The organism is Jeotgalicoccus psychrophilus DSM 19085, from assembly GCF_000425845.1.
GTDB classification, from domain to species: domain Bacteria; phylum Bacillota; class Bacilli; order Staphylococcales; family Salinicoccaceae; genus Jeotgalicoccus; species Jeotgalicoccus psychrophilus.
This window is the reverse complement of the sequence record NZ_AUEF01000007.1, coordinates 1-26642: the sequence shown is the minus strand read 5'-3', so window position 1 is coordinate 26642 and position 26642 is coordinate 1. Positions and strand designations below refer to the sequence as shown.

The 26642-nt window shown below is 40.2% G+C and carries 26 protein-coding genes, 1 rRNA gene and 1 riboswitch; of the genes, 7 read left to right on the top strand and 20 right to left on the bottom strand.

Annotation, left to right across the window (positions count from 1 at the left end; all coding sequences use genetic code 11):
* The first annotated feature begins 44 nt into the window (after positions 1–44).
* On the top strand, positions 45–590 hold the full coding sequence (locus H625_RS0102890) for a cysteine hydrolase family protein (protein WP_211222569.1): 546 nt from the start codon (positions 45–47) through the stop codon (positions 588–590).
* 209 nt (positions 591–799) lie between these two features.
* On the opposite strand, the gene H625_RS0102885 is transcribed toward H625_RS0102890, so the two are convergent.
* Positions 800–2242: a phospholipase D family protein gene (locus H625_RS0102885; protein ID WP_035785073.1), complete on the bottom strand. Its 1443-nt coding sequence runs from the start codon at positions 2240–2242 to the stop codon at positions 800–802.
* A gap of 131 nt (positions 2243–2373) precedes the next feature.
* Here H625_RS0102885 and H625_RS0102880 point away from each other — a divergent pair, with 131 nt between their 5' ends.
* The 3 genes from H625_RS0102880 (at position 2374) to H625_RS0102870 (ending at position 4313) form a co-directional block, all read left to right on the top strand.
* Positions 2374–3051 carry an RluA family pseudouridine synthase gene (locus tag H625_RS0102880; protein ID WP_026858565.1) on the top strand — a complete coding sequence of 226 codons (678 nt, stop codon included), beginning with the start codon at positions 2374–2376 and terminating at the stop codon, positions 3049–3051.
* Positions 3038–3811 carry an NRDE family protein gene (locus tag H625_RS0102875; protein WP_026858564.1) on the top strand — a complete coding sequence of 258 codons (774 nt, stop codon included), beginning with the start codon at positions 3038–3040 and terminating at the stop codon, positions 3809–3811. Before H625_RS0102880 ends, H625_RS0102875 begins: the two co-directional genes overlap by 14 nt.
* Positions 3811–3854, top strand: a riboswitch (PreQ1 riboswitch). (Overlaps the previous gene by 1 nt.)
* A 9-nt stretch (positions 3855–3863) precedes the next feature.
* A complete protein-coding gene (locus H625_RS0102870) occupies positions 3864–4313 on the top strand; it encodes a QueT transporter family protein (protein ID WP_026858563.1) in 450 nt (149 codons plus the stop codon).
* Between the two features lie 41 nt (positions 4314–4354).
* Here H625_RS0102870 and H625_RS0102865 read toward each other — a convergent pair whose 3' ends face one another.
* From H625_RS0102865 to groES, 3 genes are all read right to left on the bottom strand, one after another.
* Entirely contained in the window at positions 4355–5626 is a 1272-nt protein-coding gene (locus H625_RS0102865) for a RidA family protein (RefSeq protein WP_026858562.1), read from the bottom strand.
* Between the two features lie 372 nt (positions 5627–5998).
* Positions 5999–7624 (bottom strand): chaperonin GroEL, encoded by a 1626-nt coding sequence (gene groL, locus H625_RS0102860; RefSeq protein WP_026858561.1) that lies wholly within the window; start codon positions 7622–7624, stop codon positions 5999–6001.
* Positions 7625–7663: 39 nt separating this feature from the next.
* On the bottom strand, positions 7664–7948 hold the full coding sequence (gene groES, locus H625_RS0102855) for a co-chaperone GroES (protein ID WP_026858560.1): 285 nt from the start codon (positions 7946–7948) through the stop codon (positions 7664–7666).
* Between the two features lie 189 nt (positions 7949–8137).
* Here groES and H625_RS0102850 point away from each other — a divergent pair, with 189 nt between their 5' ends.
* Entirely contained in the window at positions 8138–8902 is a 765-nt protein-coding gene (locus tag H625_RS0102850) for a CPBP family intramembrane glutamic endopeptidase (RefSeq protein ID WP_026858559.1), read from the top strand.
* Positions 8903–9057: 155 nt separating this feature from the next.
* Here the strand turns inward: H625_RS0102850 and H625_RS13955 are convergent, their stop codons facing one another.
* Positions 9058–9897 (bottom strand): TPM domain-containing protein, encoded by an 840-nt coding sequence (locus tag H625_RS13955; RefSeq protein ID WP_026858558.1) that lies wholly within the window; start codon positions 9895–9897, stop codon positions 9058–9060.
* Positions 9897–10496 carry a LemA family protein gene (locus H625_RS0102840; protein WP_026858557.1) on the bottom strand — a complete coding sequence of 200 codons (600 nt, stop codon included), beginning with the start codon at positions 10494–10496 and terminating at the stop codon, positions 9897–9899. The genes H625_RS13955 and H625_RS0102840 overlap by 1 nt, the downstream gene beginning before the upstream one ends.
* Positions 10497–10661: 165 nt before the next feature.
* Here H625_RS0102840 and H625_RS0102835 point away from each other — a divergent pair, with 165 nt between their 5' ends.
* Positions 10662–12362 carry a M3 family oligoendopeptidase gene (locus H625_RS0102835; RefSeq protein ID WP_026858556.1) on the top strand — a complete coding sequence of 567 codons (1701 nt, stop codon included), beginning with the start codon at positions 10662–10664 and terminating at the stop codon, positions 12360–12362.
* Between the two features lie 135 nt (positions 12363–12497).
* On the opposite strand, the gene H625_RS0102830 is transcribed toward H625_RS0102835, so the two are convergent.
* From H625_RS0102830 to H625_RS0102800, 7 genes are all read right to left on the bottom strand, one after another.
* A complete protein-coding gene (locus tag H625_RS0102830) occupies positions 12498–13553 on the bottom strand; it encodes a tartrate dehydrogenase (RefSeq protein ID WP_026858555.1) in 1056 nt (351 codons plus the stop codon).
* Between the two features lie 213 nt (positions 13554–13766).
* Entirely contained in the window at positions 13767–14843 is a 1077-nt protein-coding gene (locus H625_RS0102825) for an LPXTG cell wall anchor domain-containing protein (protein WP_026858554.1), read from the bottom strand.
* Between the two features lie 154 nt (positions 14844–14997).
* A complete protein-coding gene (locus tag H625_RS0102820; RefSeq protein WP_026858553.1) occupies positions 14998–15834 on the bottom strand; it encodes a MurR/RpiR family transcriptional regulator in 837 nt (278 codons plus the stop codon).
* A 140-nt stretch (positions 15835–15974) separates the two neighbouring features.
* Positions 15975–17435: a glycoside hydrolase family 32 protein gene (locus H625_RS0102815; RefSeq protein ID WP_026858552.1), complete on the bottom strand. Its 1461-nt coding sequence runs from the start codon at positions 17433–17435 to the stop codon at positions 15975–15977.
* Positions 17436–17459: 24 nt separating this feature from the next.
* Entirely contained in the window at positions 17460–18209 is a 750-nt protein-coding gene (gene tatC / locus H625_RS0102810; protein WP_026858551.1) for a twin-arginine translocase subunit TatC, read from the bottom strand.
* A 45-nt stretch (positions 18210–18254) separates the two neighbouring features.
* Positions 18255–18485, bottom strand: coding sequence for a twin-arginine translocase TatA/TatE family subunit (locus tag H625_RS0102805; protein ID WP_051238956.1), 231 nt, complete (start codon positions 18483–18485; stop codon positions 18255–18257).
* 41 nt (positions 18486–18526) lie between these two features.
* The gene (locus H625_RS0102800) at positions 18527–19159 is read right to left on the bottom strand and encodes a redox-sensing transcriptional repressor Rex (RefSeq protein WP_026858549.1); all 633 of its coding nucleotides are present in this window, start codon (positions 19157–19159) and stop codon (positions 18527–18529) included.
* Positions 19160–19285: 126 nt separating this feature from the next.
* Between H625_RS0102800 and H625_RS0102795 the strand changes: the two genes are divergently transcribed.
* Complete coding sequence (locus H625_RS0102795) at positions 19286–21202, top strand: ABC-F family ATP-binding cassette domain-containing protein (RefSeq protein WP_026858548.1); 1917 nt, start codon at positions 19286–19288, stop codon at positions 21200–21202.
* Between the two features lie 335 nt (positions 21203–21537).
* Here the strand turns inward: H625_RS0102795 and H625_RS0102790 are convergent, their stop codons facing one another.
* The 7 genes from H625_RS0102790 to rrf form a co-directional block, all read right to left on the bottom strand.
* On the bottom strand, positions 21538–21975 hold the full coding sequence (locus H625_RS0102790) for a VOC family protein (protein WP_245573092.1): 438 nt from the start codon (positions 21973–21975) through the stop codon (positions 21538–21540).
* A gap of 66 nt (positions 21976–22041) precedes the next feature.
* Positions 22042–23499 (bottom strand): ribosomal protection-like ABC-F family protein, encoded by a 1458-nt coding sequence (gene abc-f / locus H625_RS0102785; RefSeq protein ID WP_026858546.1) that lies wholly within the window; start codon positions 23497–23499, stop codon positions 22042–22044.
* Between the two features lie 268 nt (positions 23500–23767).
* Complete coding sequence (gene tsaD / locus H625_RS0102780; protein WP_026858545.1) at positions 23768–24790, bottom strand: tRNA (adenosine(37)-N6)-threonylcarbamoyltransferase complex transferase subunit TsaD; 1023 nt, start codon at positions 24788–24790, stop codon at positions 23768–23770.
* Positions 24783–25208, bottom strand: a complete 426-nt coding sequence (gene rimI / locus H625_RS0102775; RefSeq protein ID WP_051238955.1) for a ribosomal protein S18-alanine N-acetyltransferase — start codon at positions 25206–25208, stop codon at positions 24783–24785. The genes tsaD and rimI overlap by 8 nt, the downstream gene beginning before the upstream one ends.
* A gap of 8 nt (positions 25209–25216) precedes the next feature.
* Complete coding sequence (gene tsaB, locus H625_RS0102770) at positions 25217–25858, bottom strand: tRNA (adenosine(37)-N6)-threonylcarbamoyltransferase complex dimerization subunit type 1 TsaB (RefSeq protein WP_026858543.1); 642 nt, start codon at positions 25856–25858, stop codon at positions 25217–25219.
* A complete protein-coding gene (gene tsaE, locus H625_RS0102765) occupies positions 25839–26300 on the bottom strand; it encodes a tRNA (adenosine(37)-N6)-threonylcarbamoyltransferase complex ATPase subunit type 1 TsaE (RefSeq protein ID WP_035785068.1) in 462 nt (153 codons plus the stop codon). Before tsaE ends, tsaB begins: the two co-directional genes overlap by 20 nt.
* A gap of 110 nt (positions 26301–26410) precedes the next feature.
* Positions 26411–26525, bottom strand: a 5S ribosomal RNA gene (gene rrf, locus H625_RS0102760).
* Positions 26526–26642 lie beyond the last annotated feature (117 nt).

The window sequence follows — 26642 nt, the reverse complement described above, 5'->3', positions numbered from 1 at the left end:
GACAATGGCATGCCATTGTCTTTTTTTATAAGGGGATAATTATTATGAAAGCACTGCTTAATATCGACTACACATATGACTTTGTTGCAGCAGACGGCAAGTTAACAGCCGGTGAACCTGCCGAAAAGCTGCATGACTATATCGTGAACATTACGCGCGAATTTATCGTTAAGGGGGATTATACGATTTTCGCAATTGATGCCCACGAAGAAAACGACCCGTATCATCCTGAAACAAAGCTGTTTCCGCCGCATAATATTATTGGTACCGGTGGCCGCGACTTATACGGTGAGCTAGAAGCACTGTATAAGGAGCATTCAGATAGTGAAAATGTCTATTACACAAATAAAACCCGCTATTCCGCTTTTGCAGGAACTGATGTTGAACAGCGCTTAAGAGCCAGAGAAATTAAAGAAATTCATTTAATCGGCGTGTGTACGGATATTTGCATTCTGCATACAGCAATCGATGCGTACAATAAAGGCTTCGATATTGTGATTCATAAAAACGGTGTCTCAAGCTTTAACCTGGACGCTCATGAAGTCGCCCTTGGCCACTTTGAAAATTCGCTTGGTGCAAAAATTATATAATTTTGAGTGAGGCCGGGGTTGGTGAATTCCCGGCTTTTTTGTGTCTTACTCGGGAATGACGGAGCTTCATTGCGGAGCAAACGGCTTTTCTCGGGAATGACAGCGTCTCATTGCGGAGCAAGCGGCTTTACTCGGGAATGACAGTGCTTCATTGCGGAGCAAAATTTAACTCATAAAAAAACAGACACCCAGTGGAGTGCCTGCTCAAATTAAAACGTCGAGAGCCCAGTAAATTCCTGTACTCTGTACAGTATTGTTTTCAATAGCGATTCTTCCGCTTCTTCGTCGTAATCCAGCGTATATTCTGCACCTTCATTCGTCCATAATCTGTTGTAATAACCCGTAACTTCTCCTGCAAACTCACTGTCTGCCGGTGCTGTAATCAGCACGTTTGTTTCCAGATTATAGTCATCGAGATTCCGCCTCGTAAAGTTAGCAGAGCCGCCGTTAAATATAACTTCACCGGCAGTTTCCAGCATTATAAATTTCGCATGATACTGTTCCCCGCTCGATTTATACCAGCGAATATCCGCCGGTGTTTCGTGACTCATCAGTTCATCAGCCACCGGCCGGTTCGGTACGCCGTTTTTCTCATTCCCGAATGCATCCTGGTTAATATCGAGAATCATGTTCATTTCTGCACCGCGGTCGAGTGCTTCTTTAAAGGCGTTCACGACTTCTCTATCTGATAAATAAAATAGTCCGACAGAGAGTGTATCCCCTTCCCCTGCCTTATTGACCATGTGGATTATATTATCTTTAATTTTCTTCTCGGTAATCAGCTGTACGGTATACTCCCCTTCATCTTCTTCAGTTTTTGCAGGAAGTTTATCGGCAAAGTCACTGAAGACTCTCGTATTTCCTCCGCTGAAGTTCACGACTGCCCGTTCACTTTCCAGCATGTCGTAAAGTATATCCCCGCTTAGTTTCACAGCAATATTAGAATGATGAACACTTGCGTCATGCGGGTTTGCCGACGTAATCAGGCCATTCTTTTCATTAATAATTACTTTTCTATGATTGGCTTTAAAGTTCAGCATCGATAAATAAGACCGTATATTTACTTCCGGACCCTGAGGTCTTAATGCATTGACCAGCCACTGATCTTCAGACGTTCCGAGCCACTGGAAATATGTTCTGTAAAAACCGGAATACAAGGGATTCGAATCCCGCAACTTAGTTAAGTCGGTAAAAATTACTTCTATGCCCGCTTCCTTTAGTTCATTAATATGAGGCGGTGTATACGTATCATAGAAAGTATTGATACTATCCGTAATAAAAATAATATCCATTTCCGGATTTTCTGCCTTTTTAGCTGTTAATTTATCTGTTAAATTTTGCGATAGTGGCGGGAAGTCGAGCGTGTCATGATTGTAATCATCATTAAATAAAAACATATCGAGGACTAGAAACTCTTCCGCTTCGTCAATCATCGTATAAATCTCTTCAAAAACTTCCTGTTCCTCAGTAACTCCCTTATTATTATCTGTATATGTAAGGTCGTATAAAAACTCTGCATCATCTGTCTGATATTCTTCGGACTCGTAAGATACCCCCGAAGGCACTGGAACAAAATAGCGCACACCGGCGACAATTAGAGGTATAAGTATTAAAGCGGCAATAATAATTAAAAATAAATAACGTTTTCTCATTATTCACCTCTATGATTAATAGTATGATTTTATACTTATATCCATTCTATCAAATAAACATTGCGAAAGTGATAAGATATTTACTGTATAGATGGTATAATATAACTTACGAATTTTAAGGAGTGAAATGCGTGAATATTAATGTATTGTACGAAGACAACCATTTACTCATTGTCGATAAGCCGGTTAACATCCCTGTCCAGGAAGACAGTTCAGAAGATAAAGACTTATTAACTATGTTAAAGGAATATATTAAAGAGAAATACAATAAACCCGGAGCGGTTTATTTAGGGCTGGTACACAGATTAGACCGTCCAGTCGGCGGTGCTGTAGTATTTGCTAAAACGTCAAAAGCAGCTGCAAGATTATCAAACGAAATAAGATTACAAAACTTTGACCGTCAGTATCATGCGGTTGTAGAAAACCATCTGGAACAGAAAAAAGGTACTTTAACGAACCATTTATTTAAAGACGAAAAGAAAAATATTTCCAAAGTCGTTCATAAAAACCACCGCGGTTCAAAAATGGCTAAGCTGGACTATGAAATGGTAGCTGAAAATAATAATTATTCACTGGTAAAAGTAAAACTTCACACAGGACGTTCACATCAAATCCGTGTACAGCTGTCTCATTTCGGTCACCCGCTGTTTGGCGATCAGAAATATAACAAGAGTGCTAAAGTCGGTCAGCAGATTGCACTTTACTCGACTTACCTGCGTATTAAACATCCTACAAAAGATGAATACGTAGAAGTATTCTGCAAGCCGCCGGAAACATTCCCGTGGAGTGATTTTGATGTGTCTTATTAATTTTAATATCGGTTCGCACCAAAAATATAAAATGGTGCTTGCAGCTAACCGCGACGAGTTTTATTCCCGTCCGACTGCATCCATGCATTACTGGGATGATCATCAGAATATTTTAGGCGGCCGTGATTTAAAAGCAAAAGGCACCTGGCTCGCTGTGTCAAAATCGGGTAAAATAGGTGCATTGACTAATATCCGAACGCCCGAAGAAATGACTATGGAAGCTAAAAAATCGCGTGGTGAACTCGTCGTGAATTATTTGCTTTCAAAAGATAATCCTGAAGATTACTTAAAGAATCTTGCTGCCTCGAGCAGTGACTATGCAGGATTTAATCTGCTCGCCGGGAATCCTGATGAGCTTTATTACATGAATAACTACGACAACAATGTCTCACGTATCGACGACGGTACTCATGGTTTATCGAATGAATATCTCGATACGCCGTGGCCGAAAGTCGTGATTGGAAAAGCCAAATTAGATGAAGTATTATCTGAAGAGGACGTAGATGTTGACGCCTTGTTCAACCTGCTCCGCATCGACTCACAAGCAGCAGATGACATCGTACAAAAGACCGGAGTCGATTTCGACCTGGAAAAGAAATTATCGCCGCTGTTTATCGATATTCCTGATTTTGATTATGGAACGCGATGTTCTACTGTTGTCCTGGTCGATCATCAGGATAATATTACGCTGATTGAGCGCACATTTAAAAATGGTGTCGAAACCGGTGAAATATCAGAAACGATATCAGTCAATAAATAAAAAAACAGGTTCGCAAACTCCCTGTCAAAAAAACTAAGGAGAATTATGCAATATGAATGTTAAAGACATGGCTGTTAATGCCGTCTTAGCGGCAATTTATGTCGCACTTACTGTGATTAACCCTATTGGCACAGGCGCTATTCAATTCAGAATAAGTGAAATGCTGTGTGTTATTCCATTTTTCAACCGTAAATATATCGCAGGTATGATTCTTGGAGTCGGTATCGCAAATGTTTTCTCAAGCCTCGGCCTAATCGACGTTTTCGTCGGTGTAACTATATCCGTAATCGCTTATTCATTAAGCTACTTTATAAAAAACGTCTGGGTAAATGCACTTCAGTACAGCGTGCTTGCAGGACTGTTAGTCGGACTGGCACTGTATTTAGTACTCGGTCTGCCATACTGGTTCAGTGCAGCAACAGTTGGACTGTCGACGCTGATTACTACATTTATCGGCACGTTTATATTTAAAAAAATCGGCCATCGAATATTGCCGGAATAAAAAATGCCTCCATTAATATGGAGGCATTTTTGTGTCTTATTTTATTTAGTTTCCGGTGGTGTGCCTTCAGCGTTGCCCGCAATTGCGTCAATCTGAATTAGAGCATCTTCCTGTAAAGCTGAAACGCCGACTACTCTTCTTGCAGGTGTGCCTTCAGGGAAGAATTCTGCGTAAACTTCGTTTACAGCATCCATATCTGCAAGGTCTTTAACGAAGATATTTACTTTAACCATATCTTCCATTACGTGGTCAACGCTTTCGATAACCGCTTTAATGTTAGTTAAAACCTGTTTAGTCTGTTCTTTAATTCCGCCTTCAACTAATTTACCAGTTTTAGGGTCGATTGGCAGTTGAGCTGACAGGTGGTTGTAGTGTGAGAATGCTACAGTTTGTGTAGATAAGCTGTCAACCGGTGCATTTTCTGTGTTGTGTGCTTTGATTACAATACCGTGTCTGTCTTCGATAGCCTGTGGCGGCGTACCGTCTCCGTGTGATACTACTGCTTCGATTTGTACTAATGCACCGATCTGCAGGTCTGCCGCTTCGATAACAGTACGCGCCGGTACATATGCAACAGTTCTTGCAATTGCAGAATCCGGGAAGAATGTTGAGTAAACTTCGTTTACTGCGTCCATATCTGCAAGGTCTTTTACGAAAATATTAACTTTAACAATGTCATCTAATGGAACATCGATGCCAGCTAAAATTGCTTTAATATTTTTTAAGCTCTGTGCAGTTTCTGCTTTTACTCCGCCTGTAACGATTCTGCCTGTTGCAGGATCAATTGGCAGCTGAGCTGTAATGTTGTTGTAGTGTGAGAATGCAACAGTCTGTGAAGATAAAGCATTTGCCGGTGCATTCGCAGTATGGTTTGTTAATTTAATTAAATCGCCAGCCTGCGGCGCATTAGGAATTGTACCTACACCATGTGATACAAGTGCTTCAACTTGAACTTCAGCATCCATCGGTAAAGCATTAACCGCTACATTCGTACGAGCTGGTACGTATGTCGGGAAGAATGTGTGGAACACTTCGTTTACAGCCTCTACATCCTGGATGTCTGTAACGAAAACAGTAATTCTTACGATATCGCTCATTACGTGGCCGAAGTTTTTAAGAATTGCTTCGATATTTTTAAAGCTTTGTTCAGCCTGCGCTTTAACGCCGCCTTCTACTAATTTGCCAGTTGCCGGATCGATTGGCAGCTGTGCTGATAAATTGCTGTAATGTGAAAACGCTGCTGACTGAGAAGACTGGTCAAACTTCGGTGCGTTATCCGTATTAGTTGGTGCTACTGCATTATATTCACTCATAAATAATTATTCTCCTTTAAAGTTAGGTTTATTTGAAATAGATAATTAACAGATTTTATTGCTCATTCTGCTATTAAAAGGAAAGGGTAAAACATAAAGGGAATAAAATTATGTCAGTTTCAAAGTTTTTATTCTTATATTTCCTCTTCCTTGTCGTATATATTTCACTAACCACTTTACATCAGTAACAAATAAATAGATTTGTCAGATAACACATTTTCACCTGCTCATATTATTGTTTCCTACAATAATAGAGTTTTAAAAAGGTCTTCCCGAGGTTTAGTAACCTCATGGAAGACCTTCTTTAAACATATTAAGTTACAAATGGACTAACTATTATTAAATATAGACCACTTACCAATCGTTTTATTTTTACATCATGCCCGGCATTCCGCCGCCCATGCCGCCCATATCAGGACCGTCGTTTTCACTCGGAATATCCGCTACGACTGCTTCAGTCGTTAAGAACATTGCCGCTACTGAGCCTGCATTTTGCAGTGCTGAGCGCGTTACTTTAGTCGGATCCACGATACCTGCATCGATCATGTTAACCCACTCGTCAGTTGCCGCGTTGTAGCCAATTCCAGCATCCTGCTGTTTCAGCTGCTGCACGATAACAGAACCTTCAAGCCCCGCATTCTCAACAATTTGACGAAGTGGTGCTTCAAGTGCTTTAAGTACGATGTTAATTCCTGTCTTCACATCGCCTTCCGCTTCAAGTGCCGCAACTTTGGAGTACACTTCAACCAGTGCAGTTCCCCCGCCGGCTACAATGCCTTCTTCAACTGCAGCACGTGTAGAGTTCAGTGCATCTTCAATACGCAGTTTACGTTCTTTCATTTCAGTTTCAGTTGCAGCTCCAACTTTAATTACCGCAACACCGCCTGCTAATTTAGCTAAACGTTCCTGAAGTTTTTCTTTATCAAAGCTTGAAGTTGTTTCTTCAATTTGCGCTTTAATCTGGTTTACACGTCCTGAGATTACTTCTTTATCTCCGGCACCTTCAACGATCGTCGTGTCGTCTTTAGATACGTGAACTTTGCTCGCATTACCAAGTAAATCAAGCGTTGCATCTTTAAGCTCCAGACCAAGCTCATCAGTAATAACTTGTCCGCCTGTTAACGTCGCAATATCTTCAAGCATCGCTTTACGGCGGTCGCCGAAGCCCGGTGCTTTCACTGCGATAACATTAAACGTACCGCGGATTTTGTTTAATACCAGGTTAGTCATTGCGTCGCCGTCAACGTCATCTGCAATAATTAAGATTGGACGTGACTGCTGAACGATTTGTTCTAATAAAGGCACTAAGTCCTGAATGCTTGAAATCTTTTTGTCCGTAATTAGTACATACGGGTTTTCCAGTTCAGCAATCATTTTCTCAGAATCAGTCACCATGTATGGCGAAAGATATCCGCGGTCAAACTGCATTCCCTCAACAACTTCAAGTTCAGTTTTAAAGCCGCGTGATTCTTCAATCGTAATGACACCGTCATTGCCGACCTTTTCCATTGCTTCAGAAATATACTTACCAATTTCAGGGTCATCTGCAGAAATCGCACCAACTTGTGCAATCGCTTCTTTATCCTGAACAGGTTTAGATACTTCCTGCAATGTTTCTACTGCACGCTCAACCGCCATGCCGATTCCTGTACGGATTCCGACAGGATTCGCGCCGCTTGTTACGTTTTTAAGACCTTCCTGAATCATCGCCTGAGCAAGTACTGTTGCTGTCGTCGTACCGTCACCAGCGATTTCATTCGTCTGGTTCGCAACTTCTGCAACGAGTTTTGCACCCATGTTTTCATACTTGTCTTCCAATTCGATTTCTTTAGCGATAGTTACACCATCGTTAGTAATTAACGGTGATGAATATGCTTTGTCTAAAACGACATTACGTCCTTTTGGTCCTAATGTTACTTTTACAGCATTAGCTAATTTGTCCACCCCTGCCAGCATTGACCGGCGTGCGTCTTCTGAAAACTTTATTTCTTTAGCCATTATATTGCCTCCCAAAGTGAATTATATGCGATGTTTATATTATTCAATTACTGCTAAAATTTCTGATTCAGAGAGAATTAAATAGTCATTATCTCCATGTTGTACTTCTGTACCTGCAAATTTTGCATAAACGACTCTGTCGCCTTCTTTAACTTCAAGCTCTACTTTTGTACCATTTTCAAGTATACGTCCTGAACCGACTGCTACTACTGTGCCTTCCTGCGGTTTTTCTTTAGCAGAATCAGTTAAAATGATGCCGCTTTTTGTTGTTTCTTCCTTCTCTGTTAAATCTACAACTACACGATTTCCAATAGGTTTTAACACGGAAATGCCCTCCTTATTAATCTTAAATTCTATAAAATTAATTGTGTGATTTGGCACTCATCAATATTGAGTGCTAACAGTAATCATAATAATCAAATTAGGTCAAAAATGCAAGTGATAAGACTGTATTACTTTTGACTTTTACCTTTTTAATGTAAGATAAAATTATTGATTATTGGAGGTTTAAACGTGAGACGCGTATACAGTTTATTAATTATCCTAACATTTTTGGCAGTGCAGTTTGCACTCCTTCCCATCGGCTTAATTTTCACAGGTATGGATCCTTCTCTCGGTCCGGCTGAACTGGTTGAAAAACTGATGCCATATCAAGTTGCTTCATTCGCCGTTGGCACAGTTATTGTAATACTTATCGGCAATCTGCATAAGAATAAAAACAGAATCGAACGCGGATCGCAATCAGACGGTCTGATTACCACAGTCTGGATTATCGGCGGTGTGTTCCTGGCCTATATGTCGCAAATTGCCGCCGGTCTCATTAATATTTACGTACTTGGCAACCCGGTCGAGAGCCAGAATACGACAGATATTGTCGATATGATATTCAACTCCCCGTGGATGATTTTAGTCGTTGTATTATTTGGTCCGATTATTGAGGAATATGTGTTCAGAAGAGCAATATTCGGTGAGATTTACGAATTAATCCCCGTTAACAGCACCGTACAGAAAGTACTCGCATTTTTAGTTGCAGGGCTCGTAAGCGGATTAATATTCGCAGTCGCTCACGCTGACTTTACACATATTCTGATTTATTTATCGATGTCTTATGTATTCAGTTTCTTATATGTCATTACAGGACGTCTCTTAGTACCCGTGATGGTTCATATTATTATGAATGGTCTTGTAGTACTCTTGCAGACTGTCTTCGCTGACTTTTTAGAAGAGGCAGAAGAAATTCAAAACCAGCTGAATGCTATCATTTCGCTGTTTATGTAAATATTTCGAGCCAAATTGTCTGTTCCAGGCACTTTGGCTCTTTTTTATTGGATGTATACCCATCGGATCTTGCGTAGCATGAACGGGTGTCATAACAAAAAAACTCGAGAATCTTAATATCAAGATTCTCGAGCCTATTTATTTCTTCAAACATTTTAGAATCCGCGTCCAGCACCGCCGCCGCCGCCGGAGCCGCCGCCAAATCCGCCGAAACCTCCACCGCCGAAGCCGCCTGAACCGCCGCCAAATCCACCTCCGCTTGGAGGGAAGAATATTACGGGACCGCCGCTTCTTCTGCGTCTGCCGCCTGAGCCTCCGGAACCGCCGGAACCTCCACCGCCTGATACCATTTTATAAATGATATACAGTACTGTCATAAATATCGCCAGCCGGATCAGAATAGCGAATATACTGTCATTCTGTCCTGATTCTGTATCTTCAGCTGGTTCTTCACGTGTGAATTCACCGTCTTCATAACCGTATGCGCTTAAAGACTCTTCATATAATGCCGTATACAGATTATTGAGCGCCGTCTCGTAATTACCATCAACTAAATCATCATATGCCACATTATCAATAATCCGTCCTATTTTAGCATCGTTTAAGTATCCTTCAACACCGTAACCGACCTGTACTTCAATACCCCGATTATTAAATTCATTATCGTTATCGAGATTCAAAAGAATGACAATGCCGTTATCCTTCTCGGCTTTACCGACACCGTATTCCCTCAGTGCACGGAGAGCAAAGTCCTGACGATGTTCCTGGCCTGTTGAACTCATCGTCATTAGAAGCAGTTCGGCACCCGTTCCTTCTTCGAGATGTGTACCCTTCTCATTAATTTCATTAATTGTACTGTCGCTGAGTACACCTGCATTATCCTGCACAAAATAATGACTTTCATTGAGCGCCGGCAAATCCACTCTTGCTTCTACAGGCGTACTTAGCAGTAAAACGCTAAGAACAACAGCTATAAAAGCAAAGCTTTTTTGCATTACTCTCCACCGTCTGTATCATCTTGATTAGTGTTAAACTCCACATCCGGTACATCCTGTGCAGATTCATCCGCTTCGAAATAAGCTTTCTCATCGAAATTAAAAATTCCTGCGATAATGTTACCTGGGAATGTTCTTGTATTGCGGTTGTAATCCTGCACCGCTGTGTTGTAATCCTGACGTGCTACAGCAATACGGTTCTCCGCACCTGCAAGCTCATCTCTTAATCCTGTAAACTGCTCACTCGCCTGCAGATCAGGATAGTTCTCTGAAATTGCTAACAGACGTGATAAAGCACCTGTCATTTCATTGTTAGCTTCAGCAAGCTCTTCAACATCACCGCTTGCACCCGCAAGTCTTGAGCGTGCATCTGCGATATCAGTAAATATCTCTTCTTCATGAGATGCATAGCCCTGAACCGTGCTTACAAGGTTCGGGATCAAATCGCCGCGTCGCTGCAGCTGCGTTTCGATTTGTGATTCTTTCTGGTTTACTTCTTCATCGAGATTTACCAGACTGTTATATCTCGGTACAATCATAATTGCAATAATAACAATTACCGCAATCAGTACACCTATAGGTATTAGAAATTTCTTCATCGTTCGTCCTCTTTTCGTTAAATTTTAAATTTATGCATAAGACATTGCTCTTATATATTACCCCAATTTCAGTAAATTATTACTATACACACTATCATATTTATAACAGACTTTTTAATCCTTATGCTAAAATACGGGTTAAGACCATTAAGGGGGAATTAATTTATGGTAACAAAGTTCGAAGATTTTAAATATGACCGTCCTGATTTAGAACAATTTGAGAAAACTGTAGATTCACTGCTGAAAGAATTTGATGCTGCTGATTCTGCAGATGCTCAGGTAACTGTAATCGACAAGCTGAACACGGAGTTTGATCATCTAGATACGATGGCGACATTGGCATCAATCCGTTCATCAATTGATACACGCGATAAATTCTACGACAAAGAACGCGACTACTTCGATGAAAATGATCCATCGTTCACTGAAATTACTAACAAATACCGTAAAGCAATCACGACAAGTAAATTCCGCGATAAACTGGAAGCTCGTTTTGGGGAACAGCTTTTCAAACTGTCGGACAATGCTTTAAAATCATTTGACCCTTCAGTTAAAACACTGCTTCAAAAAGAAAATAAACTGGCAACTCAGTACGATAAACTGCTTGCGTCAGCTGAAATTGAATTCGACGGCAAGAAATTAAACCTGTCAGAATTCACTCCGTATACTCAGAACCCTGACCGTTCAGTCAGAAAAGATGCGACACTTGCTGTCCAGGGCTTCATGGGTGAACACCTTGAAGAAATCGATAATATTTACGATGCTCTTGTAAAAACAAGAAATGAAATCGCGACGACACTTGGTTACAAAGACTTTGTAGAACTCGGATATATCCGCATGAACCGTATCGGCTACGACCGTAAAATGGTCGAGAAGTTCAGAAAACAAGTTGAAGAATATGTTGTACCAATCGTTACAGAATTGAAACAACGTCAGGCAGAGCGTATCGGTCTCAACTCTCTGAAGAGCTATGATGGAAATTTCGAGTTTATTACTGGTAATGCAGCACCAAAAGGAAAAACTAAAGATATTATGAAAAACGGTGCAGCGATGTATAAAGAACTGTCACCTGAGACAGATGAGTTCTACACCTTCATGACGGAACGCAATCTGTTCGATGTAGAAGCTAAGAAAGGTAAAGAAGGCGGCGGTTACTGTACGATGATTGCTGATTATAAAGCGCCGTTTATCTTCTCGAACTTCAACGGTACACAAGGCGATGTGGAAGTACTGACACACGAGGCGGGACACGCCTTCCAAACGTATATGTCACGTCATTTGACAGTGCCTGAGTACGCATTCCCGACATACGAATCGGCGGAAATTCATTCGATGAGTATGGAATTCTTCACTTATCCGTGGATGGAGATGTTCTTTAAAGAAGATACCGATAAATTCAAATTCTCTCATATGACGGATTCAATTTCATTCCTGCCGTACGGTGTAGCAGTCGATGAATTCCAGCATGTGGTTTACGAGAATCCTGAACTGACACCTGAACAAAGACGTCAGGAATGGAAGAAAATCGAGCAGAAATATTTACCGCACATTGACTACGATGGAATTGAACCACTTGAAAGCGGCGCATTCTGGCACAGACAAGGACATGTATTCGGAGCACCATTCTACTACATTGACTACACGCTCGCACAAGTGTGCGCGCTGCAGTTCTGGAAACGGGCGAAAGAAGACTTTGACGGCGCTTGGGCTGATTATCTCGCCTTATGTAAAGTCGGCGGCTCACTGCCGTTCAACTCGCTGGTAGAACTTGCCAACCTGAAATCTCCATTTGAGGAAGGTTCACTGGAAACAGTCATCGATGAAGTGCATGCTTACCTGAACTCAATTGATGATAAAAAATTATAAAATGCATAAAAAAACAGGATCAGCTGAGCTGGTCCTGTTTTTTTGTGGCGTTGCGTTGATATGAGCAGACTTCATGTATACGTAACTAAAAAATATCCCCGCATAAAATGAAAATTTTATGCGGGGATAACACAATTATTTTCCTAATCTGTTAATAATTTCATCAGTCACTTCAGTCATCTTGTATTTACCGCCTAAATCAGGTGTCTGATAACCATCAGCTGTGACAGATTCAATGACTTTCATCAAGTGCTCGGCAATATTAGCCTCTCCGTTAAACTCCAATAACATTTTAGCTGTCCAAATCTGGCCAATGGGATTGGCAATTCCTTTACCGACGATGTCAGGAGCAGAACCGTGTACGGGCTCGAACATTGAAGGATACTTGCCATTTAAATTTAAGTTCGCAGAAGGTGCAACACCGATACTTCCCATAATCGCTGCACCGACATCCGATAATATATCTCCGAATAAGTTACTGCCTACAACTACATCAAGCTCGTGCGGGTGTGTAATAAAATAAGCAGCCAATGCATCGATATGTTTAGACTCTGATTTAATATTTGTATGCTTGGCGGAAATCTCTGCAAAAATCTCATCCCAGAACGGCATCGCGTGGAAAATCCCGTTAGATTTTGTCGCGCTTGTCACAAGGCCTTTACGCTTACTTGCAAGATCAAAAGCAATATTCATCGCCTGTTTCGTTGCACGTTTAGAGAAAACGTTATTCTGAATTGCAATCTCGTGATCATCGTGGAAAATACGTCCTCCAATCGAACTGTACTCCCCTTCACTATTCTCTCTGACAACAACAATATCGAAATCTTTAGGATCTGCTAATTTAGAATTAATACCCTTCAGTAATTTTGCAGGACGGATGTTAATCTCCTGCTGGAACTCCTGACGAATTTTAAGTAAAAGCCCCCATAATGAAATATGATCCGGTACCTTCGTTGCATCGCCGACAGCACCTAAAAATACACTGTCGAACTGGCTGAGGCGATCCATACCATCTTCAGGCATCATTGCTCCGTGTTTTAAATAATAGTCACAGCTGTACGGGAACTCTTCGAATTTAAACTGTAATCCCCCGTGAACCTGTGCAACTTTTTCCAACACGCGAATCGCCTCAGGCATAATTTCCTTGCCGACACCGTCCCCTGGAATAGATGCGATTTTTAATGTTTTCATTCCTTCACCCCGATGTTATGTATGTAATTTCAGAATATTGAACAATACTGATAAAAATATTATAACATTGAATACAAAATAGAGGTGACAACGAAGATGCGTTGTAATCCCTGGTTGGTATTTTTTTATAATATTTCTAACATCTTATACTTTCCATAAAAAGAGCCCGGCGTTTGCCGCCAGGCTCTCAAATTTATAGATATCAATAATCTACTAGTTATCTGTTTTTAATTTCTTGCTCATAAATAATAATACTGCACCGAATATCGTCAGTAACCCTGCAAATACATAGTTAGTCGAATCCGCTTCACCTGTATTCGGAAGTTCTTCCGCGTCATACGAGGTTGCCTGTTCAGCTTTAACTTTCTCTTCAAGTTCTAACTTCTGTTCTGCTGTTAAATCTTTTTCTTCAATAACTTTGGAAGACATTACACGTGATACTCTCTGATCCAGTGTGGACAAGTCATCATGGATACTCTCTTCGCTAAATGAAATTCCATTTAAAATATCTCCGTAGTCATAACGGTATAATTTCTTCTTCTCAGTTTCAACAGTACTTGGGTTTTCTTCCACAGTGCCTTCTTCAGGCTGTTCTGTTACAGTGTTTTCTTCTGCTGAGGGTTCTTCTGTACTTGATTCACCTTCAGGATCAACTGATTCTATCGGATCAATCTGCTCTATTGGCAATTCAGGTACTGCTTCCTGATTATCGTCGATATTACCCTGCTGAGTGCCGTTATCAGGTTCTTCTGTCACAGGCGTTTCAAGTGTACTGTCAGTTTCAGATTCAGTACCCTCGACTGCATCTGCAGGAGTCTCTTCTTCTCCTGCAGGTACTTCAGTTTCTTCCTCCTCCTGAGCAGTCTCTTCATTACTCTCAAGTTCTTCAGGAGTCACTACCTGGTTTTCTTCCGGCTGTTCTTCAGGTTCTGCCGGCTGCAGTATCGGTGCGGTTTCTTCATTTTTCCCACCGCTGTCATCAACAGTTTCTTCTTCAGCATTCTCTGTATTTGTCTCTATATCATTATTATAAGTATTTACGTCTGGTGTTACTTCTTCAGTCGCCGCTTCACCCGGTGTGATTTCCGGCGTTCCCGCGTTTTCTTCAGACTCTGTTTCTTGTTCATTAATTGTCTGTTCTGCATCTTGTATTTCAGCTTGGTTTACAGCAGTTTCAGCTTCCATACTCTCATCTATCTCTTCGTCAGCATAAGCAATGTTAGGGATTAGTACAGTGGACAGCAGCAGTAAAGATGCTAGCTTCATTTTTTGAACTTTTGATTTTCGCATTGTTTCCCCTCCACGCATCCTGAAATAAATTATACATTTTAGTAGACTTTTCACATTAATGTACAACTTATTATAGTTGATGCATGAGGGTATTTCTATACAATATCAAAGTTGTTACATAACCTTAATATTCACGTATTATTATGTAATTTTACTAGTGTGTCATGTCATATGTGTTAATAATCGTTTCATATGCGCTTGAACCGAGTTCCTTGCACACATAGAAAAACAGCACATCACAAATAATCAGCTGAGCAATACGGCTTGTCATATTCATATACTGAATATTAGTTTCTTCTTCAGTAATTTCAATAGCAATATCCGAATTTCTTTTCGCAATCGAAGAATGGTTCTGCGTTAAAATAATCGTCATTACACCTAATTTTTTAGCGAGTTTGACGATTTCAATAACTTCCTGTGTTTTACCAGATAAAGTAATCACAAACAGTACATCATTCGGCTTCGCATTTGTTAAACGTGTCATACATAAGTATTTGTCGGCAGTAAAGAAAGCATTGATATTTACCCGGTGTAATTTTTGTTCCATGTCATGTCCGACATTAGCCGAGTCGCCGACTCCAAATATAAATGTATTATCTGCTTCAACCATATGCTCTGCAGCTTCCTGCATACGTTTACGATTGACGATTTTCTCTGTGTTGTACAGAGCCTGTATCGTATTCTTAAATACTTTATCAAAAATATCCGCATGGGTATCTTCTTCAAGTTCAATGACACGTGAAATCTTTTCCTGCTCAAGCGTGTGCAGTTCTTTTGCAAGTTCCACTTTTAATTCTTTGATCCCCTGCAGTCCGATTCTTTTAGCGAATCGTACGATCGCTGCATCACTCGTCGATGAGTGTTTGGCAATTTCTTTGACGGGCATATTGATAACTTTATTTGGATTTTCCAGCATAAATTTTGCGATACGCTGTTCGACCGGCGTCATATATTCCAGCCGTTTATTAATCTGACTAAGTACAGAAAACATAATTAACCACCTCTTTTTACTGTTATGTTGACACTTGATATGAATAATATGGTGTAATTATATCACTTCTCGCAATATATTGTTACAGCTTCTTACTTCTATTTTTAAAACTATCTAATTTTTCGCTATATTTATATCTGTTATTGCAATTCGAGCGGATACTGTGTTAACTGTACACGGCAGTCTCCAAATTCCGTTACCATCTCGAGTCCCTCAGCATTATCACTTGGGAAAATTCTTGCTGTCATTGTATATTTTCCGTCGTTAATAAATACTTCGATACTCGATTTGTCCACGTAAATTCTCATGTTACTAAGGTCTTCTTCAAGCTTAATCTGCCTCACCAGGCCGTCTACATTCAATATTTCCTCACCGCTGAATGTCCGGTCCAGCGTCAGAATCTGCTCGTCACTGTCGTAAACGAGTTTAGTTTCATGACGCGTGTTTTTGCGCAGATATATATGTAGTATCGACGCATTGTTTTCCAGTATATCGATATTCAGTTCATAGACTTCACCGTAAAAAGCCGTCAGTTTCGTCGGATATTCTTTGAAATATCCTTCGGCTGTAATTGCTTCACCGCGCATCTTCTCTAAATTAGGATGAGGTGTTTGTCTAATTCTTTCTCCGTCTATCGTCAGCACTCTCGGAATTGTCATTGCATTAACTGTTTTGTCTGCTGCTGAAGGATAGCCGCTCTCTTCTGCTGCCATCCATGCAATCAGCACTCTGTTGCCATCTTCATCTACTGTCGTTGCAGGACGGTAAAAGTCAAAGCCGCCGTCAAATTCATAAAAGTCATCGTGGATGAAGTAATTTCCCTGACGTTCGAAATCACCGATCATATAACCCGATTGGTAGATGTTCCAAAAATTCGTAGAGAATTTATCGAGTCCTCTGGCATTGAATATAAATACTGAATCCATATCCAGATCAAAAAACTCCGGCTGTTCCCATAAGTAGCCGAAGACTTTATAGCCTGTATCCAGTTCACTATCAAATCTCAATTCTTCCACTGACGGACCGCGGTATATGAGCACTCTGCCGAACTCTTCCCGGTTCATCGTGCCGACGAACATTACGACTTCTCTGTCGGTTACAGTAACGTAAGGATTACGGAAGTACTCAAGATATTCCGCTGGCGTATTTCTTATCAGCGGACTTGCATACTTCTGAACTTTACCGTCGGTATTCATATAACCGCCAAGCTGGGACGTCATCAGCTCATCGCCTCTCAGACGTTCTCCTGTATAAAAGTAACTGATTTCATTGAACACTTTAGACAAGCTTCCACCGAATATATTCTCAGCATCATACAGCGAGTCCGGTTTAATTTTCACGCCTTCACTGTGAAATGTTACAAGATCTCTTGACGTTGCATGATAGATGTATTTACTGTCAGGTGTGACTGTTAAATCACTGTCCGGTGACCATTCATAAAATAAATGATAAATACCATTTACATAGTTAAATCCCGTCGGGGCACCTAAAAATCCAAATGGCGGCTGAACATGATATACCTGTTTCCACTTCGAATCATCAGCTGCTTGTATTAAATCGTCTATCTCTGCACGCGAAATTTCTTCAAGTTTTTTTGGCATATATGTTCATTACCTCCCATTTTATTACAGCTCATCTTCCAACTGCTGCTGTTCTGCTTTTAAATATCTGCGGTAGCCAATTTTTGAAATATGAATACTGATTTCATATAAAATAATCATCGGAACTGTCAGCAGTAAGTGCGTCATAATATCCGGCGGAGCAATAATTGCTGCCAGCACAAACATAATAAAATATGCATATTTTCTGTTCTTCTTCAGGAACATCGGCGTAATAATACCCAGCTGTGTTAAGAACAATGTCAGCACCGGCATTTGGAATATAAAGCCGAACGGCAGTATTGTTCTGAACAGGAAGCCGAAATACTGGTTAATACCAATCGTCGTTTCAATTCCCATTTCAACAGATAAATCAAATGTAAATTTAATAATATACGGTACAACAACAAAGTAGCCAAATGCGATGCCAAGCAGCATTAGAATCATGACTACCGGTATGTACAGCAGCGTTATACTTCGTTCCTTCTCATACAGCCCGGGAGTGATAAACGACCACAGCTGATACATAATAACTGGTAAAATTATAATAAAGGCAATAGCCACAATAACAATTAAATAAATTTTAAGCGGATCTGTGACCTGGAATGCGTGCATCTGAACATTTTCTGTCCATGGTGCATTCTGTAATTGATATATTAATGGTTTTGAGAAATAAAAACCGGCAAATAATGCGGCAGCAAAGAAGTACATTACCGTTAATAAACGTTTTCTCAGCTCTTCAAAATGCTCGGTAAACTCTCTTTCCTCATCGGCCATTTAAATCACCTCTTTAAAAAAAGGCGGCTTTCGCCACCCTCTAATTTATGCTTCTGATTCAATTTTTTTAGGTTCTTCTTTTTTAGCTTCGCTGTCTGATTTTCTGCTGACTCTGTCGTCGTCATCATCATCGTCATCAGCCAGACCTTTAGTAGCGTCTTTAAATTCTTTCAGTGTAGAACCGACTGCTTTACCGAACTGCGGAAGTTTCTTAGGTCCGAAAATGATAAGCGCTACTACTGCAATAACGATTAAACTTACTGGAGTAACCGCCATTAATGTATTTGGTAAAAGAACTTCTATCATGAATACCCCTCCTATTTATTTTTCATCTGGAAAAATAGTGCCTGCAGCTCTACGCCTAAGTCAATACTGTGTACAGTCACATCAGGACCAGTGCTCAGCCGGATAGGTGTAAAGTTAAGAATGCCTTTAATCCCTGCTTGTTCTAAACGTTCTGCGGACTCTTGTCCAGCTTCCATCGGCACAGTCATAATTGCAACTTCAACGTTCTCCTGCTGTATGATTGCCTCTAAATCATCTGTATGAAAAATACTAATACCATTAATTTCATTTCCTACAAGTGATTGATTGCTGTCAAAAGCGCCAACTACATTCATTTTATCATGAATGTTTGCAAATTTGTAGTTCAATAACGCACTGCCAAGATTACCTGCACCAAGAAGTATTACATTTTTTACATTACTCCCCTGGATGTGTTCCAGAAAGAACTTAAGCAGGCTGCTGACGTTATAGCCATAACCTTTTCTGCCTAATTCTCCAAAATAAGAAAAGTCCCTGCGAATAGTCGCTGAGTCAATGTCTAATGCTTCACTAATTTCTTTCGAGGAAACTCTATCATTACCATTATTCTCTTCTTGTTTGAAGTAACGATAATAAAGCGGTAGACGTTTCATAGTTGCATTAGGGATTTTTTTCTTGTTAGACATTCCCTTTCACCTCTATATTTCTAGTCGCTCAATTATAACATAATATATAGCGGCTGCCACCGGTTTCTCTGGTCGAAATATGTCGTTTTTTCGTGTAAACTAAAGAGTGAAATGAGGTAGGCAATAATGATACTTTTACAATTGGGAAATGTCTCAAAGTCATACGGTACGAATACAATCTTTGAAAACCTTGATCTCGAAGTGAAGTCAGGGGAAACGCTTGGTATCGTCGGTAAAAACGGTGCAGGCAAAAGTACTTTAATGAAAGTCATGGCTGATGAACTGACATACGACAGCGGCACAATCAGCATGCCTAAAAATGTTTCACTCGGATATCTTGCTCAGCAGATGACGCTGGAGTCTGAAGAAACTGTCAGAGATGAACTTCAGAAGCCCTTCTCTGATATTCTTAAAATGAATACTGATATGGCAGAAATAGCTGAATGGCTGGCTGAACATGAACATACACATCCGGACTATACTGAAAAACTTAAAGGGTATGAAAATATACAACTCAGATATGAACACAGTGACGGCTATACAATCGATGCCCAAATTAAGAGTGTACTGACGGGGCTGCAGTTTACAGAAGCTGACCTGGAACGTAAAGTTGAAGAGTTTTCAGGCGGTCAGAAAACACGTCTCGCTCTCGGCAAGATGCTCTTGACGAAGCCGGATCTGCTGCTGCTCGATGAGCCTACCAACCATTTGGATATGGCAACTGTTGAATGGCTGGAACAATATTTGAAGAGCTATCACGGGGCAGTGGTTATTATTAGTCACGACCGTTACTTTTTGGACCGCACCGTCGATAAAATTTATGAAATCGAGTTACACCGTGGAACGCTCTATCATACAAACTATACAAATTACGTTAAAGAAAAAGAGAAAACACACCGTCTCAGAATGAAGCAGTATGAGCGTGAACAGGGCGAAGTTAAACGCTTAGAGACTTTTATCGATAAAAATATTACCCGTGCATCAACTTCAGGCATGGCTAAGGACCGCCGCAAGAAACTTGAAATGATGGACCGCATGGATAAACCGTTCATCGACCGTTCGAGTGCAGACTTCCACTTCACGATTAAACGTGAAAGCGGCAATGATGTGCTCCGCTTAAAAGAATTATCAATCGGCTACGATGAAACTGTACTCCGGAGCGATTTATCTTTTAATGTAGATAAAGGAGAACGTCTCGCTGTTTTAGGACCGAACGGTATCGGTAAATCGACGCTTGCTAAAACAATCGCAAAAATTATTCCGGCACTGTCCGGCAATATTCAGTACGGTACAAATGTGACTATCGGCTACTACGATCAGAAACAAGCCGAGTTCACTTCTCAGAATAATGTTCTCGAAGAACTTTGGAAAGAATATCCGCAGATGAAAGAAAGCGACGTTAGAAAAATACTCGGCCGCTTCTTATTTACTCAAGATGAAGTAATGAAGCAGGTCAACTCATTAAGCGGCGGGGAAAAAGCAAGAATACAGCTGGCTAAACTGATGCTGGAAGAAAATAATCTGCTTATCCTCGATGAACCGACAAACCATTTGGACATCGACAGTAAGGAAGTGCTGGAAACCGCACTCGAAAACTTCCCGGGAACGATTATCGTGGTCTCTCACGATCGTTACTTCATTGATAAAATTGCAACCCGTGTCATGGAAATAGAACCGCATAAGGTAATGATGGTCGACGGCGACTACAGCTACTTCCTGCATAAGAAAAAAGAAGCTGAATTTATGGAAGTACCTGTTGAAATAGCAGCAGAGAAAAAAGAAAACGTCTCTGATTATGAGGCCCAGAAACAAAAACGCAATGAATTAAAGCGTGTTAAAAAACAAAGTGAAAAGCTTGAGCAGGAAATACAGACGCTGGAAACTGAACTGACGATGATAGAAGATAAACTGGTTGCACCTGAAGTATTTAATGACTACGAGAAAGCACAGGAATTAAATGACAGGCTGCAGGAAATTAATCAGAAACTTGAAGAACTGATGACCGAATGGTCAGAAGCTGAGGAACTGCTCGCTGAACTTTAAAGATTTTTACAGAAATTTTACTGTATGTTCGATGAAACAGTAAAATTTCTCTTAAAAAGTTATGCACAGGAGGAATGCTGTTATTAGTGCATTCCACATCGTTTATCCACAGAATTCATAGTTATCAACACGCTTATCCACAGATTAGTGCACAGTTCTGGATAAGTTATCCACATTCTATCCACAAACTGTGGACAAAACGTACGTTCCGTCTTGACAGAACAAACACTGTGTCAAACGTATTATTAAGTGAATGTACGTTCGAATTAATAATCATATTTAAATAAAAAAACAGGCACTGAATCTTGATTTTAAGATCAGTGCCTGTTTTTAATTTATTCTCCGCTGATCATCCAGTTAATTCCATAGGGATCTTTAAAACTCGCGAAGTATTCAGTCCACTCTGTTGGACCTGCTTCCATGTCCGCTCTGCAACCTGCTTCAATTGCCTTCTCATAGAATTGTTTTACCTGTTCAAGTTCATCAGAATTATTAATATCGAACGTAAAGGCCAGAATTGCGCCCGAGTTATCAATCTCCTTCTGTTCCCAGGTAGAACTCGCCATAAATTTCTGTCCGAGTATTTCAAACTCGGCATTCATAAGAAAAGTCTCTGCGTCTTCTTGTGACATGCCCATCTCATCGAGTGCATCAGCGAACATTGGATCAGAAGCAAGTACTCTGGAGTTAATTACAGCATCAAAATTTTTCTCGTAAAATTCGAGCGCTTCGAGTGCATTGGAATAGTTAAAGTACTGAATTGCTTTAATCATAATTCCGCCTCTGTTCTGCAGATTAAATTCATTTACATTATACACCCGGATAACAATAAATTAAAATTATTTTATCCGCTGTAACTTTTGATTTTCAATCCTATATATCTGATTTGCTGTACGCTCTACAAAATATTGGTCATGCGACGTTAAAATAATCGTTCCCTTGTATGCTTTTATAAATTTTTCAAGCGCTTCAATCGTTGCTAAATCGATAAAGTTTGTCGGTTCATCCAGAATAATCACATTCGATGGTTTCACAAACATCAATGCCAGAGAAACTCTCGTTGCTTCACCGCCGCTTAATTTATTTACAGGTTTCATAACTTCATGAGGGCTGAATCCTAAACTCACGAGCATACTTCTGACAACAGGCTCCTCGAGCTCGGTATGGCGCATTAAAAATTTTACTGCCGATTCATCTCCAAAAAGCTTATAATCCATTTGCTTATACTGTTCTATCGTAACCTTCGGTGAAATATCAAAGTAATTTTCTCCATTTACTATATCTTGAAGGAGGCTTGATTTCCCCGTGCCATTATTTCCTGTCACCGCTATCGTCTGTCCAAGCGGAAATTGAAAGCTTACATTATCCAAAAGAATTTTACTGCCTCTTTTAACCGTTATATCCTGTCCCATTATTGGGAATTTATTATGCAGTATCATCGCTTTTGTGAGTGGAAATTCTAATTCAGCCTGATGTTCCGGCAGTTTTGTTTCTTTCAGCTGCTCCATACGGCTTTCCATTGCTTTAGCAGTTTTAAACGCCTGTTTTTGTACAGTATCTTTCTGCTTGGAACTCGACAGCCGGTCTGGCTTAATATCCTGCCCCTTACTTTTACTGCCTGACATCATTTTTTCTGCTTTGGCTTTCTGTTTATTTATAGCAGAATTCAGCCGTTCTTTTTCTTTGTTCACATTCTCATGCTCACGTTCCTGTTCCAGCTTTTCTTTATTCTTTATTTCTTCATATTCTGTATAGTTCCCTGTATACTCAGCCACTGTTCCATCCGAGACTTCCCAGATTTTAGTCGCAAGACTGTTAATAAAATGCCTGTCATGACTGACAAAAATTAGTGTCCCGTAATAATATTCCAATTCGCTGATTAAATACTCAATACTTTCCTGATCGAGATGTGTTGTCGGTTCATCCAGCAGAAGACCCGTCTTATAGTCTGACAATGTCTGCACCAGTCTGAATTTAGTTTCTTCTCCGCCGCTTAATTTTGCATTATCCGGTACATTCATCCGGCTCAGCATTTCAAAATCCAGCGTCTCATCGATATTTCGATTGAGCTCTCCAATCTGGCTTAAATAATTAAATTCGGTTTCTCTCTGAACTTCACCTGTAAATTCTTTAAACTCACCGGCAATTATTTTTAACAGAGTAGATTTGCCTATACCGTTTCGTCCTACAACAGCAATACGGTCATTCATATATGCCGACATGTTTTCAATATCAAAAATATCTTTGTTACCGAAACTTACTGATATGTTACTCAGCTTTATACTTAATTCATTCATTATAATTTGCACTCCTTGTGAGCTTGCAAACTATATTTTTATACAAAAAAAGAGACAGCCTTTTGCTGTCTCAAACTTATATTTCCACTTTAAAAAAGGACATACTACTCCCGTGTATAAATATAGTTTGAACAAGACTTTTGAAATTTTTATTAAATTATTGATTCAAAAGTGTGTTCCATATACGCGGTATCATGTCATGCCCCTCCTTAAATTATTTATCCATATTATACCATATCCGATAGTGAAAATATACTCTTTTCATATTCTAAAACGCATATTCTTCTATATCGATAAAATTCCTTCCATTAAGTGTTAAGTCTGCTAAATGGTCTTTGTTATATAAATGATATGCTGCAGCACCGATCATTGCAGCATTATCTGTACAGAATTTCAATTTTGGAATTTGCAGATTAATATTTTTATCAATACACATCGATGAAAATCTGCTGCGTATTTCGCTGTTGCCTGCAACACCGCCTGCAATGATCAGGTTTTCAACATCATATTCTTTCAATGCTGCGAATGTTTTCGCTGTCAGTACGTCAGTGACACTTGCCTGGAAGCTCGCTGCCACATCGTTCTTATTCACTTCAATACCTTTTTGATTATAGTTATGAAGTTTATTAATCACCGCAGATTTTAAGCCTGAGAAACTGAAATCAAACGTCTCTTCTTTCATTAATCCTCTCGGAAAATTAAAGGTATCTTCTCCGCTCTGTGCGAGCTTATCGATATGCGGGCCGCCGGGATAAGGCAGGTCTATTACTCTCGCCACTTTATCGAAAGCTTCTCCGACAGCATCGTCTCTCGTCTCACCGATAATTTCAAATGACATATGATCCTTCATATATATAAGCTCTGTATGCCCGCCTGACACAACGAGTGCTATAAGGGGGAATACGAGCGGCTTTTCAAGCTGTGCCGCGTAAATATGCCCGGCAATATGATGTACCGGTACTAACGGCAGGTCGTGCACATAAGCAAATGTTTTCGCTGCATTAATACCGATTAACAGTGCCCCTATAAGTCCGGGCCCTTCAGTCACAGCAACTGCCGTTAAGTCTGAAGGCTCAAGCTCTGCATCCTCTAGTGCCTGATCTATAACGTGTGTAATTGCTTCTACATGATGACGTGATGCAACTTCCGGCACAACGCCGCCAAATCGTTTATGGCTGTCTATCTGGCTCACTACTACATTCGATAAAATCTCATTCCCATTTTGAATAACGCTGGCTGCAGTCTCGTCGCAGCTCGTTTCTATCGCCAGTATTTTAATATCTTTACTCATTAAGATTCACCCACATCACGTGTGCATCAAGTCCTTCTCCGTAATAGTTTTTACGTACACCGCCGTATTTAAAGCCATTTCGTTCATACAGTCTCATAGCCGGTGTATTATCGACCCGCACTTCCAGTGAGACAACGTCCGCCTGCGGCTTTACATATTCTTTAATATGCTCGATAAGCAGATGACTGTATCCTTTACCCCGCACTTTCTTAGCAACAGCAACCGTGGTAATTTGACACTGGTCCACAACCAGCCATATTCCTGTATAACCAACAATCTCACCCTCTAGTTCCATTACAAAATAGTGAGCGAATTTATTCATTACAAGTTCTCTCGTGTAAGCTTCCATCGTCCACGTTGAGTTTTTAAACGCTTCGACTTCTATATCGTATACAGCGTTTAAATCTTCAACTTTCATTGCTCTAATTACTGGTTGTCCTGCCAATTTCTTTCCGCCTCCGAGATGCGCAGATAATCAGGTACAAGCTGATCAGCATCTTCAAGTTTTAATGCTTTTTCATAACGTTCTACCTCTGAAATTCTAGGTGTTACATGAGTATACTCATCAATATCAATTGTAATTTTTTCCTGGCTGTTCAGTAAATACACAGCCTCATCAACATCAGCTGATAAAGCCTTAAATTCAACGTATGATGGTGCAATAACTTCAGTATAATCATCTTCTTCGATATTGTACAATGCACCGTAAACATGCGCTCTTCTCGCATCGATAAGCGGCACAGTATTTCCTGTAACATGATTCGATACAGCAAGTACAAATAATGATGATACTGAATATACAGGAACATTAAGCTGTTTTGCGAGCATCTTGGCAACTGTAATACCTATTCTCACTCCTGTATATGAACCTGGGCCTCTTGCGACAATTATTCTATCTATCTCAGATTTCTTAATATCTGCAATTGAGAGGACTTTTTGAATGTTATCCACCAGCGTTTCAGAGTGGGTTTTCTTATAATTCGTATTGATTTCTGCAGCCATTTTACTATTGCGGTTTACCGCAACCGACAGTGCCTGATTGCTTGTATCAAGCAGTAAACTTATCATAGACATCCTCCGCAATTTTAATATTATTATCTCCTGTAGCTTCAATAGTCACAAGACGCTCGTTTTCATTTTCGTACTGAATATTAATCTTGATTGCATCTTCAGGTAAAAATTCAGCTATGAATTGCGGCCATTCTACAAGCGCGATATCAGTATCGTTAAAATATTCATCGAAGCCTAAGTCTTCTTCTGAATCTTCCAGGCGGTAACAGTCCATATGATGAAGCTTAACATCCGCGTTATATGATTTTATAATATTAAATGTCGGTGATGTCATATGTCTTTTCACACCTAAATACTTACCTAAAAACTGTGAAAATGTCGTCTTGCCGCTGCCTAGATCTCCTGACAGCAGGATAACAGTACCTCCGGAAATTTTACCGGATAATAGCTTAGCAAGCCGTTCAGTATCTGCCAATGAATTAAATTTTAAAGTATGCATGATGATACTCCTCTAATAAATAATATATTAATCTATTATAATACAAAAAAAGAGACCTCGAAAGGTCTCAATGCGGCTCATCGCATCCATTTTGTAAATCTTATGTAATCGCCTGGCAGCGTCCTACTCTTGCGGGACGTCAGTCCAACTACCATCGGCGCTGGAGAGCTTAACTGCTGTGTTCGACATGGGAACAGGTGTGGCCTCTCCGCCATCGCCGCCAGACTATTAGTGAATGTATATACATTCAAAACCGGATAGAAGTATCGAGAAGAGTGAACGCACTCTTTTAATTTCTGTTGTTACATTTGAATAAGTCATCGATGGATTAGTATTTGTCCG